General features: G+C 63.6%; 13 protein-coding genes. 9 read left to right on the top strand and 4 right to left on the bottom strand.

What is annotated here, in order from left to right; translation table 11 throughout:
* Positions 1-86: 86 nt before the first annotated feature.
* Entirely contained in the window at positions 87-938 is an 852-nt protein-coding gene (locus tag ED21_RS02675) for a neutral zinc metallopeptidase (RefSeq protein WP_006832283.1), read from the bottom strand.
* 89 nt (positions 939-1,027) lie between these two features.
* Between ED21_RS02675 and ED21_RS02670 the strand changes: the two genes are divergently transcribed.
* The 5 genes from ED21_RS02670 to ED21_RS02650 all read left to right on the top strand — a co-directional run bounded on the left by ED21_RS02670 (position 1,028) and on the right by ED21_RS02650 (position 5,507).
* Positions 1,028-1,783: a 3-hydroxybutyrate dehydrogenase gene (locus ED21_RS02670; RefSeq protein WP_006832282.1), complete on the top strand. Its 756-nt coding sequence runs from the start codon at positions 1,028-1,030 to the stop codon at positions 1,781-1,783.
* 84 nt (positions 1,784-1,867) lie between these two features.
* Positions 1,868-2,143, top strand: a complete 276-nt coding sequence (locus ED21_RS02665) for a hypothetical protein (RefSeq protein WP_006832281.1) — start codon at positions 1,868-1,870, stop codon at positions 2,141-2,143.
* Positions 2,144-2,287: 144 nt separating this feature from the next.
* Entirely contained in the window at positions 2,288-3,751 is a 1,464-nt protein-coding gene (guaB, locus tag ED21_RS02660) for an IMP dehydrogenase (RefSeq protein ID WP_006832280.1), read from the top strand.
* A gap of 15 nt (positions 3,752-3,766) precedes the next feature.
* Positions 3,767-4,948, top strand: a complete 1,182-nt coding sequence (locus ED21_RS02655) for an RsmB/NOP family class I SAM-dependent RNA methyltransferase (RefSeq protein ID WP_006832279.1) — start codon at positions 3,767-3,769, stop codon at positions 4,946-4,948.
* Positions 4,949-5,006: 58 nt separating this feature from the next.
* Complete coding sequence (locus ED21_RS02650; RefSeq protein WP_006832278.1) at positions 5,007-5,507, top strand: hypothetical protein; 501 nt, start codon at positions 5,007-5,009, stop codon at positions 5,505-5,507.
* A 3-nt stretch (positions 5,508-5,510) separates the two neighbouring features.
* Here ED21_RS02650 and ED21_RS02645 read toward each other — a convergent pair whose 3' ends face one another.
* The gene (locus ED21_RS02645; protein WP_050784706.1) at positions 5,511-5,948 is read right to left on the bottom strand and encodes an RNA pyrophosphohydrolase; all 438 of its coding nucleotides are present in this window, start codon (positions 5,946-5,948) and stop codon (positions 5,511-5,513) included.
* A 32-nt stretch (positions 5,949-5,980) separates the two neighbouring features.
* Complete coding sequence (locus tag ED21_RS02640) at positions 5,981-6,931, bottom strand: alpha/beta hydrolase (protein WP_006832276.1); 951 nt, start codon at positions 6,929-6,931, stop codon at positions 5,981-5,983.
* Positions 6,932-7,102: 171 nt separating this feature from the next.
* Here ED21_RS02640 and ED21_RS02635 point away from each other — a divergent pair, with 171 nt between their 5' ends.
* The 3 genes from ED21_RS02635 (at position 7,103) to ED21_RS02625 (ending at position 11,349) form a co-directional block, all read left to right on the top strand.
* Positions 7,103-9,124, top strand: coding sequence for a 2-oxoacid:acceptor oxidoreductase subunit alpha (locus ED21_RS02635; RefSeq protein ID WP_006832275.1), 2,022 nt, complete (start codon positions 7,103-7,105; stop codon positions 9,122-9,124).
* Positions 9,121-10,155, top strand: coding sequence for a 2-oxoacid:ferredoxin oxidoreductase subunit beta (locus ED21_RS02630; protein WP_006832274.1), 1,035 nt, complete (start codon positions 9,121-9,123; stop codon positions 10,153-10,155). Before ED21_RS02635 ends, ED21_RS02630 begins: the two co-directional genes overlap by 4 nt.
* 153 nt (positions 10,156-10,308) lie before the next feature.
* Positions 10,309-11,349, top strand: coding sequence for a metal-dependent hydrolase (locus ED21_RS02625; RefSeq protein WP_006832273.1), 1,041 nt, complete (start codon positions 10,309-10,311; stop codon positions 11,347-11,349).
* 36 nt (positions 11,350-11,385) lie between these two features.
* Here the strand turns inward: ED21_RS02625 and ED21_RS02620 are convergent, their stop codons facing one another.
* Entirely contained in the window at positions 11,386-12,153 is a 768-nt protein-coding gene (locus tag ED21_RS02620) for a phosphatase PAP2 family protein (RefSeq protein WP_006832272.1), read from the bottom strand.
* Positions 12,154-12,194: 41 nt separating this feature from the next.
* Between ED21_RS02620 and ED21_RS02615 the strand changes: the two genes are divergently transcribed.
* The gene (locus ED21_RS02615) at positions 12,195-13,589 is read left to right on the top strand and encodes a deoxyribodipyrimidine photo-lyase (protein WP_006832271.1); all 1,395 of its coding nucleotides are present in this window, start codon (positions 12,195-12,197) and stop codon (positions 13,587-13,589) included.
* Positions 13,590-13,629 lie beyond the last annotated feature (40 nt).

Below are 13,629 nucleotides of genomic sequence, written 5' to 3'. Positions count from 1 at the left end.
GATGCATCATGAACGGCTGGCTCCCGCAAGGGCGCCGGCCGTTTTCGTTCACGGGGACTAATTTCTCCTGAGAACCAACTGAGAGGCTAGCGGACGATCGTGTAGGCGTCGCAAGCGCTGTCGTCACCGCGCAGGCCCGTGCGAAGCGCCTCGCTGCGCTGGGCGCTGGTGCCGTGGGTAAAATTCTCCGAGGAGACGCGGCCGCCGGTCAGCCTGTCGTCGCCAATGGCCGAGGCGGCGCGCATGCCTTCCTCGATATCGCCCGGCTCGATCAGATTGCGGTTCCTGCCCGCCCAGACCCCGGCGTAGCAGTCGGCCTGCAACTCCATGCGGACATTGAGCTGGTTCGCCTGCCCGCGGCTAACGCGTTGCTGCTGGCTGCGGATCTGGCCCGAAATGCCGGTGATCGTCTGGATGTGGTGGCCGTACTCATGCGCCAGGACGTAATAGCGTGCGAAATCGCCGCCACCGCCGGCCATGCGAGCGAGCTGGTCGTAGAAGCTGGTGTCGATATAGATCGTCTGGTCGCTTGGGCAGTAGAACGGCCCCATGTTCGCGCTGCCGTTGCCGCAGGCGGTGCGTACGCCACCGTTGTAAAGGTGGAGGGTCGGCTGCTGGAACCGGTCGCCGAGGCCTTGTTCCTGGAAAACGCGCGCCCAGGTCTGGTTGAGGGACTGCAGGCCATCGCAGGCCTCGCGCGAATATTCGTTCGCGGTGCAAGCCTCCTGCTCGCTCATCTCGGTTCCACCAGAGGTCTGCGTGCCCTGCTGCACGCTCTCCACCGTGGCCGCGGTCTGGAACGGGTCGAGGCCGAAGACGAAATAGCCGAGTGCGGCAATGATGATGGTGCCACAGCCCAAACCGCCCGCCTTGCCGACACCCCCGCCGCTGCTGCCCTTGACCTGAATGTTGCCGGTGTTGAACGGATTGAGACGCATCCTATTCCCCTTTGGATTGGCCGCTTTACAGCACGCTCCCCGTGCGCGATGGCCGTATATGATTGTTCCCCTAACGCTCGGAGAGCCAAATGTTTCTCGCTGGAAAGCGCGCCCTCGTTACTGGATCGACAAGCGGCATTGGCCTCGCCATCGCTCGCGCACTGGCAAAAGAAGGTGCCGAGGTGGTCCTTAACGGCTTCGGCGACGAGGCGGAGATCGCGCAATTGTGCGAGGAACTGGGCGCGACGCATTCGGGCGCGGACCTCACCGATGTTGCCCAGATCGAGCAGATGATGGGGCAAGCGGGAGGGATCGACATCCTCGTCAACAACGCCGGCATGCAGCATGTCGCGCCGGTCGAGGATTTTCCGGTCGCCAAGTGGGACACGATCATCGCGCTCAACCTCACCGCCGCGTTCCACACCACGCGGCTCGCCGTGCCGGGGATGAAGGAGAAGGGCTGGGGTCGCATCATCAACACCGCCAGCGCGCACTCCAAGGTCGCCTCGCCCTTCAAGAGCGCCTATAATTCGGCCAAGCACGGGCTCGACGGGTTCACCAAGACCATCGCGCTGGAACTGGCCGAGCACGGCGTGACCGCCAATTGCATCAGCCCCGGCTACGTCTGGACGCCGCTGGTGGAAAACCAGATCCCCGACACGATGAAGGCCCGCGGGATGAGCCGCGAGGAGGTCATCAACGATGTGCTGTTGGTGAAGCAGGCAACCAAGAAATTCGTCCAGCCCGAGGAAATCGGCGCACTGGCGGTATTCCTATGCCGCGACGAAGCGCAAAACGTGAACGGCGCCAACTGGAGCGTCGATGGCGGGTGGACGGCCGAATAAAACTTGCTCCCCGCCATCGTTTCGCCTTTTTCGGAACATCGGTCTTGCGCGCCCATTGGTTTCTTGAAAACGAAAGGGAAACTTATGAAAAAGCTATTTATCTGCGCAGCCGCAGCACCTCTCGCTCTCGCCGCATGCGGTCAGGACAGCGCAACCGAAGAGCGAGGCGATATGCTCGAGGAACGCGCTGATGCCGTCGAGAATGTCGGCGACGACCGCGCTGGACAGCTCGAAGAGATGGCTGATGAGGCGAATACCGATGCTCGGGAAGACGCATTGAACGCGCGTGCAGAAGAAATCGACGATATCGGCGATGAGCGCGCCGAAGCGCTGAACGAGCGCGCAGACGAGATGGAATAATACGCAAGAGAGCCGACTTACCCGGTCCTTCTTTAAGGGGCTCCGCCAAGCGGGGCCCCTATCCTTAGCGCAGGCCACTAGCGCCCGTAGTGAACCGTCGTTACATGGGCCGCCACATTTCACCCTCGGCAGGCGATTCTCATAGTGGCACATCTCGACATCCCCCTCGGCCTTACCTTCGACGACGTTCTCCTGCGTCCTTCCGAGAGCGACATCCTGCCTTCGATGGCCAACACCGCCACGCGCCTGACGAAGGAAATCCAGCTCAACATCCCTGTCCTCTCCAGCGCGATGGACACGGTGACCGAGGCCGACATGGCCATCGCCATGGCGCAGCTGGGCGGCATCGGCGTGCTGCACCGCAATTTCGAAATCGACGAACAGGCCGCCGCCGTGCGCGCGGTGAAGCGCTACGAGAGCGGCATGGTGGTCAACCCGATCACGATCCATCCCGATGCGACCTTGGGCGATGCGCAGCAGATCATGACCGCCAACCGCATCAGCGGCATCCCCGTTACCGATCGCAGCGGAAAGCTGGTCGGCATCCTCACCAATCGCGACGTGCGCTTTGCGGAGAATCCGCGCCAGCCGGTCAGCGAATTGATGACAACCGAAAACCTCGCCACCGTCCCGCTCGGCACCAGCCAGGAAGAGGCGCGCAAGCTGCTTCACCAGCGGCGGATCGAGAAGCTCCTGGTGGTCGACGATGGCGGGCGCTGCGTCGGCCTCATCACGGTCAAGGATATCGAGAAGGCGGTCGCCTATCCGCACGCCACCAAGGACGAGCAGGGCCGCCTGCGCGTGGCTGCGGCCACCACGGTCGGCGATAAGGGGTTCGAGCGCACCGAGGCGCTGATCGATGCGGGCGTGGACGTGGTCGTGATCGATACGGCGCATGGCCACAACAAGGAAGTCTCCCGCTCGGTGGAGCGCGTTAAGAAGCTTTCTAACGCGGTGCAGGTCATCGCGGGCAACGTCGCCACGGGTGAAGCGACCAAGGCGCTGTGTGGTGCGGGCGCGGACGCGGTGAAGGTCGGTATCGGTCCGGGCTCCATCTGCACCACCCGCGTGGTCGCCGGTGTCGGCGTACCGCAGCTCACCGCGATCATGGACAGCGCCGAGGAAGCGGACAAGATGGGCGTACCGATCATTGGCGACGGCGGCCTTCGCACCAGCGGCGATGCGGCCAAGGCTCTGGCAGGCGGTGCTTCCTCCATCATGGTGGGTTCGATGCTGGCCGGCACCGAGGAAGCGCCGGGTGAAACCTTCATCTACCAAGGCCGCAGCTACAAGAGCTATCGCGGCATGGGCAGCGTTGGCGCGATGGCCCGCGGCTCCGCCGACCGCTATTTCCAGGCCGACGTCAGCCAGCAAAAGCTCGTGCCTGAAGGCATCGAGGGGCAGGTCCCTTACAAGGGTCCAGCCAGCGCGGTGGTCCACCAACTCGTCGGCGGGATCAAGGCAGCCATGGGCTACACCGGCAGCGCCACCATCGAGGACCTGCGCAAGAACGCGAATTTCGTGCGGATCACCAACGCAGGCCTGACCGAGAGCCACGTCCATGATGTGTCGATCACGCGGGAAGCGCCGAACTATCCGACGCGCTGATCGGGGAGGGGAGCGATGACACCTGCCGCCCGCGTCCAGACATCCATCGAACTGCTCGACGCGATCATCGAGGCCGCGCGCAGCAAAGGCGCGCCCGCAGACCGTATCCTCGCCGAGTGGTTCCGGAACAACCGCTTTGCCGGATCGAAGGATCGCCGCGCCATCCGCGAACTGGTCTATTCCGCCATCCGCGCCTGCGGTCCAGTACCGGAAAGCGGTCGCGCGGCCATGCTGCGCCTCTCCGAGAGCGACGCGAGTCTTGTGCCGCTGTTCGACGGCTCGAATTACGGCCCTGCACCTATTGATGCCGGGGAGGAATCGGCGGAAGGCGGCGTGGCACCCGCTTGGCTCGCCCAGCGGCTTGCCCAGTCGGGCATCGATGGGGAAGAAGCCGAGGCGCTTCTCGGTCGCGCGCCGCTGGAGCTGCGCGTAAACACGTTGAAGGCTGACCGCGCCACGCTTTCTCTGCCGGTGGAGACCGCTAACACTGCCGCGCCGCATGGGCTCCGGCTCGAACCCGGCACTCAGGTCGAGCAGTGGGCCGAATGGCGCGAAGGCACGTTCGAGGTTCAGGATACCGGCTCGCAGTTCGCCTGCCTTGCGGCCGATGCCAATCCGGGCGAGACGGTGATCGATCTGTGCGCCGGCGGCGGGGGCAAGACGCTCGCGCTGGCAGCAGCAATGGACAATCTCGGCCGGCTGATCGCTTCGGATGCCGATCGCGGCCGCCTGTCGCGCCTTGCGCCGCGCGCGGAGCGGGCCGGGGCCACCATCATCGAAACCCGTCTCCTCAACCCCAAGCGCGAATTCGAAGCGCTGGCCGATCTCGAAGGCCAGGCGGATGCCGTCATGATCGACGCCCCATGCTCCGGCACGGGCACATGGCGCCGCAATCCCGAGGCGCGCTGGCGGCTCGACGAGGCGGAACTGGCGCGGCTCACAGCGCTGCAATCGGAGCTTCTGGATCTCGCGACCCGCCTCGTAAAACCGGGCGGTCGTATCATCTATGTCACATGCTCGCTGCTCGACGAAGAAGGGGCAGGACAGTTCGAAGCGTTTCTGAAGAGGGTTAACACCTTCTCCTCGCAAGAGATTTCGCTGCCCGCCGGTCGCCCGCGCGGGAACGGCATCCGCCTGACACCGTATCACGACGGTACGGACGGATTTTTCATCGCCCGTGCAGATAGATCGTGTTAGCTTTCTTGGTATGGCTAACGACCAGCCTTCCGCGAGATCATCGCTAACGGAGACGATTATGCGTTTTGCCCCTGCCGCCGCCGCCCTGTCGCTGGCCCTTGCCATGACCGCCAGCGTCAGCCTCGGGCAGACCCGCGATCCCGATCCGCGTGCGGGCGTTCTCATCGCAGAAGGCAAGTCCGCGCTTGCCGCTGGCGACACGCAGGCGGCGATCGACGCCTATGAGGCGGCTCTTGCCGTCGATCCGGGCTTTACTCCGATCTTCGTCTATCTTGCCGAAGCCGCGCGTGCGGACGATTTGCAGGGCAAGGCCATCGGCTATTACCGCGAGGCGCTCGACCGCGACCCGAACTATCTCGCGGCCATTGCCGGCGAAGGGGCGGCCATGGCCGAGAAGGGCGCGCTGGAGAAGGCTCGGCTGAACCTTGCAAAGGTCCAGTCGCTGTGTGGCGACAGTTGCCCGGAAACGCGCCAGCTTGCCGCTGCCATTGCCGCGGGTCCGCGCCAGCCGGTCATGACGGCAGAGGCCGTGGTAACGCCGCAGCCGCAAGCGAACTGACCGTCAGACCAGCTCGCGAAACTCTTCCAGAACAGCGCGATAGACGCGCTTCTTGAAGGGAATGATGAGGTCGGGAAGCGTCTCGGCCTCGACCCATTTCCAGTCGCAGAACTCGGGCGGATCGTGCGCTTCGAGGTCGATGTCCGCATCCGACCCGGAGAAGCGGGCAAGGAACCACACCTGTTCCTGGCCGCGATACTTGCCGCCCCACAGCTTGCCGATCAGCTCTTCGGGAAGGTCGTAGCGTATCGACTCGGCGGTCTGCCGGATCAGTTGGACATGCTCTTCGCGCGCGCCGGTTTCCTCAGCGAGTTCGCGTAGGGCCGCGTCCTTCAAATCCTCGCCCTCGTCGACCCCGCCTTGCGGCATCTGCCACCAGTCGCCTTCCTTGTTGTCGATCCGGCGGCCGACGAAGACGCGGCCATGCTCGTTGACCAGCATCACGCCGACGCAGGGCCGGTATCCCAGTTCGCTCACCTGTAACGCTCCACCATCAGTTCGACCGCATCGAGAAACGCGTCGAGGTCCTTCTGCCCGCTCGGTATCGCTTTGCGCAGCGTTGTAAAGCCGTGGATGATACCGGGGAATTCGAGATAGACCACCTCGGTGCCCTGCTCGATCAGATGCGCCGCATATTCGCGCCCGGAATCGCGCAAGGGATCGAGCCCGGCGGTGCAGACCACCGTGGGCGGCGTGTTCGAGCAATCGCCGACCATCGGCAAATTGCGCGGATCCTTGGGGTCGGCGGCGTATTGCTCGGTGAACCAGTTCATTGCCGCGCCGGTCAGCAAATATCCCTCGCCGAAATCTTCGCGCGAGCGGTGTTTGGAGACATCGCTCGCCACCGGATAGATCGGCGCCTGCACGATGACCGGCACCTCGGCGGGGTCATTCACCAGCTGGTTGGTGGTCACGATGGTGAGGTTCCCGCCCGCGCTGTCGCCCGTGATGACAAGGCCGGTGATGTTCCGCCCCAGCACATCGGGCGAGGAGGCGACCCAGCGCGCCGCCGCTTCGCAATCGTCGGGCGCGGCAGGGAAGGGGTATTCGGGCGCAAGACGGTATTCGACCGAGACCACCGGCAGGTCGAGCCGGTAGGCGATCTCGGTGCACAGCGCGTTGTACACATCGCGGTCGCCGATTACGAAGCCGCCGCCGTGGATGAACACCACGCAGGGTCCCGCCTCGCGGCTTTCCTTGGCGTCGTAGAAGCGCAGCGGGATATCGCCATCGGGGCCGGGGCAGACGATGTCTCGGATGACCGCAAGGTCGCGCGGCGGCGCTTCGGCGAGCGAGCCCAGCGTCTTCATCTGCGTGCGGCCTTCCTCGGCGCCGACTTCCTCCACGCCCTTGCCGCCCATCGCCTCCAGCATATCGAGAAAAGCGCGCACATCCTCGCGCACGAAGTGTTCGTCTGTCGCCATCGGTCTCTCTCCCTTTGCGTTGCGAAAAGGGACTTAGCGCAAGGCTCGCGCTTTTCCACCGCGCTTTTTGGCGCTAGCAGAGAAACTTCATTGCGAGAGGCGGGAGCGGCTCCTAGGTGGCGCTTCCGATGAACAGCGCCGGAAAGAGGGCGCGCGACAAGGAATTTCTGGATGGCAACAGCCGCCACCGAAGGCCCCCACGGTCTCCACGAAAGCCCCGAAGCCATCGTTGTGCGGTTCGCCGGCGACTCGGGCGACGGGATGCAGCTCACCGGCGGGCAGTTCACACTTTCCACCGCGCTGGCCGGAAACGACCTTGCGACCTTCCCGGATTTCCCGGCAGAAATTCGCGCTCCACAAGGCACGCTGTTCGGCGTTTCTGCCTTCCAGATCAATTTCGGCAGCCGTGAGATCAACACCGCCGGCGACGCCCCCGATGTGCTGGTGGCAATGAACCCGGCTGCGCTCAAGGTGAACCTTGCCGCGCTGAAGCCGGGCGGCCTGATCATTGCCGACACGGGCGCCTTCACCAAGCGCAACCTCGACAAGGCACATTATGAAGCCAATCCGCTCGAGGATGGCAGCCTCGCCAAGTTCGACGTGCTCGCCTTCGACATCAGCGAAAAGACGATCGAGGCGGTCAAGCCCTACGGCCTCGGCAACAAGGACGCGCTGCGCTCCAAGAACATGTGGACGCTGGGTCTTGCGCTGTGGATGTTCGACCGTCCGCGCAATCCTATCCACGACTGGTTGAAGGCCAAGTTCAAGTCCAAGCCCGATATCGCCGATGCGAACATTGCGGCGCTGGATGCAGGCCATGCCTACGGCGAGACGGCAGAACTCGCCGGACCGCTCAAGCAGGTCCATGTCGATCCAGTTCCATCCGAGCCGGGGCTTTATCGCACCGTCACCGGCGCGGAAGCCGTCAGCCTCGGCCTCGTCGCCGGTGCGCAGCTGGCCGAATTGCCCATGTTCTTCGGCGGCTATCCGATCACTCCCGCCTCTGCGATCCTCCATCACCTTGCGCGGCTAAAGGAATTCGGCGTCACGACCTTCCAGGCGGAAGACGAGATCGCCGCCGTCTGCGCCGCCATTGGGGCGAGCTGGGCAGGTCAACTGGGCGTGACCAGCTCCTCCGGTCCGGGCATCGCGCTGAAGACCGAAGCCATCGGTCTCGGCATAATGACCGAACTGCCGCTGGTCATCGTGAATTCCCAGCGCGGCGGCCCCTCCACCGGCTTGCCGACCAAGACCGAGCAGAGCGACCTCTACCAGGCTGTCTACGGTCGCAACGGCGATGCACCCATGCCGGTGATCGCCGCGCGCAGCCCCTCGGATGCGTTCGAAGTGGCGATCGAGGCCTGCCGCATCGCGGTTGAATACATGACCCCGGTAATGCTGTTGACCGATGGGTATATCGCAAATGCCGCAGAGCCGTGGAAAGTCCCCGATCCGGACACGTTCGAGCCGTTCCCGGCCACATTCCTCGACCAGCCGAACGATGGCGAGAACTTCCTGCCCTACAAGCGCGACGAAAAGGGCGCGCGTCCCTGGGTGAAGCCCGGCACGCCCGGCCTGATGCACCGCATCGGCGGTATCGAGAAGCACGAACTGACCGGCAATATCGATTACTCGCCCGACAACCATCAGCGCATGACCGATGCGCGCAAGGACAAGGTGGAAGGCGTTGTCGTGCCGGATCAGGAGGTCTGCCTCGGCGAGCCTTCGGGCAGGCTGGCGGTCGTCGGTTGGGGCTCGACTTTCGGCCCGATCCACCGCGCGGTCGACAATTGCCGCCGCAAGGGGCTGGACGTCAGCCACATCCACGTGCGGCACATCTGGCCGATGCCGAAGAACATGGGCGAATTATTGCGCGGTTACGAACACATCCTCGTGCCCGAAATGAACACCGGCCAGTTCAAGACCGTTCTGCGCGACCAGTTCCTTGTCGACGCGCAGCCGCTCACCAAAACCAGCGGCCAGCCGTTCCAGATTGCCGAACTGGAAGAAGAGATCGGCAAATACTTCGACGGCATTGAAGATAACGAGGGCGGGGAGGTAGCAGTCAACGAAGAGCAGCTTCCCAATCTTGAAGCCGGGCATGACGATGGCACCTACCCCGACGCACCCTTTCATGGCGACAGCGCAGTGCCGTCTGGCCGGGACACCGATTCCGAGGGAGTCAACCAATGAACGCACCCACCAAGATCGAAACCACGCTCAAGGACTGGGAAACCGACCAGGAGGTTCGCTGGTGCCCGGGGTGCGGGGATTATGCGATCCTCAAGGCCGTACAGCGCACGCTCCCGCAACTGGGCTGTGATCCAGCCAAGACCGTGTTCATCTCCGGCATCGGCTGTTCGAGCCGGTTTCCCTATTACATGGAGACCTACGGCTTCCATACCATCCACGGCCGCGCGCCCGCTTTCGCCACCGGCGCGAAGCTTGCCAATCCTGAGCTCGACATCTGGCTGGTGACGGGCGACGGCGACGGCCTCTCCATCGGCGGCAATCACCTGATGCACGTCCTTCGCCGGAACGTGAACATGCAGATCATGCTGTTCAACAACGAGATTTACGGCCTCACCAAGGGCCAGGCTTCGCCGACCAGCCGCGAAGGCACCAAGTCGCCTTCAACGCCGATCGGCAGCTACGACCATCCCGCACGCCCGGCCGCCTTCGCGCTGGGTGCGGGGGCGCGCTTCGTGGGCCGCGGGTTCGACGTCTCGAAGAACCTGCCCGACGTACTCAAGGCCGCGCACGCCCACAAGGGCGCAGCCTTTATCGAGATCTTCCAGAACTGCATCGTCTACAACAAGGATGTCTTCGATGATTTCGCCGCTCCAAAGGGGGCGGAGGGCCAGCAGCTCTGGCTCGAAGACGGCAAGCCCATGCTGTTTGCCAAGGACACCAAGGGCATCGCACTCAACCGTCAGACGCTAAGCCTCGAAGTCGTCGACGTGGTCGATGGCGATTGGGAAGCCGCCGGCGTAGTCGTCCACGATGTCACCAACCGTTCGATCGCGCACATGCTGGTTGAAATGCCCTTCGGCGCGTTCCCGATGGCGCTCGGCGTCCTCTACGATGATCCGCGCCCGACTTTCGAGGACGCGGTGATCGCCGAGCGCGCGAAGGTGAGCGAAGGCAAGGAAGCGAACCTCGCCAAGTTGCTCGGCAAGGGCCAGACCTGGACTGTCAGCGGCACGGCGCAGGACCCGGTCTAGGCTTGTCCTTTCCTACACGGGCAAGGGGTTGCTAGGCGGGGCAAATGGATAGCCGATTTCCCCGAGAAGCCCCGTTTTGCGCGCGTTCGCGAGGGGGCAGATCTTTTCCGCCGGGACCGTGTTCCATGTGTTCCACCCTGTAGGAGCGCGTTCTTGGACAATCTGACACACAGCCTCGTCGGCGCATTGCTGGGGCAGGCGGGTTTGAAGAAGAAGACGGGCCTTGCAATGCCTGCGCTCATCATCGGGGCGAACCTGCCCGATGTCGACGCGGCGTGCTTCTTCTGGCTGGAGGGCGCTGAGCATCTGGGGTTTCGCCGCGGAATCACGCACGGGCCGCCGGCGATGGTGCTGCTGCCAATGATCCTCGCTGGGCTGCTCTACGGCTTCGACCGCTGGCAAGCTAAGCGCGGTAAGCGGCCGGAGGACCGGTTGCCGGTCAGCTTCAAGTGGCTGTTCCTCTTGAGCTTCATCGGCTGCCTGACCCACCCGGCGCTCGACTGGCTCAACGTCTACGGCATCCGGCTGCTCGAGCCGTTCTCGAGCGAGTGGTTCTACGGCGACACGCTGTTCATCATCGACATCTGGCTATGGGCGCTGATGGGCTTCGCGACATGGTTCTCGCTCCGGCGCGAAAAGCGGGGCGAGGATTGGAAGCGGCCTGCGCGCGTGGCGATAGCGGTGGCGCTGGCGTATATTGGAGTGAATGGGGCGATTACGAAAGTGGCAGAATGCCACGCGTTTGCCCGGATTCCTCAGTCGGAAGTGAGCGCGATTGCGTCCCCGTTACCAATCAAGTTCTGGCAACGCGAAATCATCTGGCATGCGCCACATGCAGAGGTTGAATTTGCGCGACCTCTATGGGGGTTCTGGACCTTTGATGAAGGGCTTCTTCATGATGTGAGTTCGACCAATGTTGTTGTTTTTGTCGAGAACGGCTCGTCTTCGGGTTCGTCCGCACGTCAAGCTGCAGCAGCTGATAAGCAGGTTGCCGCTTTCCTGATCTGGACGCGAACACCCTTTGTCGAATGTAGTCCTGATGGGGGAGTCCTTCTCAGGGACGCTCGTTTTTACGATCCACGTGCTCGAGACCGGTTTACCGTCGAGCTACCGGATGTGCAGTGCGTGCCTCCAGAGAATCGTCATCGCGATGAGTCGCAGGCGATGCGGCAATCCAGTGATGGCGGTCGGTAACACTCTGTTTTGCTTCGCTGCGCTCGCAATGACGGATTAATGGGCAGGATCGAGCTTCTTCCCTGCCTCGCTGTCCGCCGCCGCCTTTGCGGGCGCATAGAGCAATGCTGCCGCCAGGAACGCCCAACCGGCGCCGCCCAGCCAGCCCGCGGTCACATCGCTCGGGAAGTGCACGCCGAGCATGACGCGGCTCCAGGCGACCATGGCGGAAAGTACCATGGCGAAGCCGATCACGGTGTAGCGCACCGTGTGATTCTTGCTCAGCGCGGCAAAAGCGATGGCCATGGCGATATAGACCACCGCAGCCGAGAAGCTGTGGCCGCTGGGAAAGCTTTCGCCGCCGGCCTCGGTCAAATGCGGCACGATTTGCGGGCGCTCGCGTCCGACCAGCAGCTTGACGCCGGTGTTGGCGAGCCAGCCGGTGATGACCGTCGCCGCGTAAAGGAAGGCCTCGCGCCGCATCTTGAGGAACAGCAGCGCTACCACCGCTGCGACGGCGAACAAATTGCGCAGGAACACGCCGCCCAGCGCGGTGACATCACGGACGCTCTCGAAAACGAGCGCGGGTCCGCTGGGTCCAAGTTCTTCGCCAGTACGGTAGGACATCAGGCCCCATTCGTCGAAACCGCCGGTGCGTCCGGTCAGCACCAGCCAAACCGTGATCGCAAAGCCGGTCCACAGGATGGCCGCGGCCACGAGTGCCTTCTTGCGGTTGATCGTGAAGCCGCGTTCGGGGACCACGACGGTCTCGGCGGGTATGGGGGCTTCGTCATGCTGTGCGGCAACGGTTTTCGTGCTTTCCATGAGCGGAGGAACATTTGGCCGCGCATTTCCGTTCCGCTGGCATGAGTTCCCCCCAGATCGTCTGGCTGCGGCGCGACCTGCGCGTGGCCGACCAGCCCGCCCTCCATGCCGCAGCCCAGGCCGGACCCGTCATCCCGGTCTACGTTCTCGACGATGAGCGGGCAGGCGACCACGCCTATGGCGGCGCGTCGAAGGTGTGGCTGCACTATTCGCTGGAGAGCCTCTGCAAGAGCTTCGGCAACCGCCGGTCACAGATCGTCCTGCGCAAAGGCGATGCGCCGCAGGTGCTCGCCGGAATTGCCGACGAGGTGGGCGCCGGCTGTATCCACGCCATCCGCCATTACGAACCCTGGTGGAAGGAGGCGGAGGACGAGTTGCGCGACGCTCTCGAGGAGGACCGAAAGCTGTGTCTTTACGACGGCAATTACTTGCTGCCACCCGGCTCGGTGACGACCGGATCGGGCGATCCGTACAAGATCTACACACCCTTCTCGAAATCGATGCTGGAGGTCATGCCTCCGCGTGATGTGCTGGGCGAGCCGGAGACGATCTCCTCTCCCGACAACTGGCCTGAAAGCGATGCGCTGGAAGATTGGGAGCTGCTCCCGAGCAAGCCCGACTGGGCAGGAGGCATCCGCGACTTCTGGGACTTCGGGGAGGATGCTGCGCATGAGAGGCTCGAATGGTGGGCGGACGAGGTCGCAGATTACGACGAGGGCCGCAACCTGCCCTCGAACGACATCACCTCGCGCCTTTCGCCACACCTTCACTGGGGCGAGATCAGTCCCGCGCAGGTGTGGCACGCGCTCAAGGACAAGCGGAGCGACGGGTGGAAGACCTTCGCCAAGGAAATCATCTGGCGCGATTATGCGCAGAACGTGATCGACCAGTTTCCCAATTATCCGCGAGAGAGCTATCGGGACTATGACGAGCGCACCCTGTGGCGGAACCCCAATGCCGGGCATCTGATCGAGGAGGACCTCGAATGCTGGCAGCGCGGGATGACCGGCTACCCCATCGTCGATGCCGGAATGCGCCAACTGTGGCAGACAGGCTGGATCCACAATCGCGTGCGAATGATCTGTGCCAGCTTCCTCGTGAAGCACCTGCTGATCGACTGGCGGCATGGCGAGCAATGGTATTGGGACTGTCTCGTCGATGCAGACTACGGGAATAACGGCGTCAACTGGCAATGGATCTCGGGCACAGGCGTCGACAGCAACATGTTCAGCCGGATCATGGCGCCGCTCAGCCAGAGCGAGAAGTTCGACGCGGCGGCCTATATCCGCGAATATGTGCCGGAACTGGCCGAACTGGACGACGACTGCATCCACGACCCGTCCGACGACCGGCGCGGCGACTATCCGGTCAAGGTGATCGGCCATAAGGAGGCGCGCGAGCGGGCGCTGGAAGCCTATCGGGCAAGCAAGACGTAGCGGACTTGCCGCCTGCTTTGCGGCGCGGCATAGGCGCGCG

Origin of the sequence: Erythrobacter sp. SD-21 (genome assembly GCF_000181515.1) — a bacterium.
GTDB lineage: Bacteria > Pseudomonadota > Alphaproteobacteria > Sphingomonadales > Sphingomonadaceae > Qipengyuania.
Note: the sequence above shows the minus strand (reverse complement) of the source record. Positions and strands in the feature narration are given on the sequence as shown.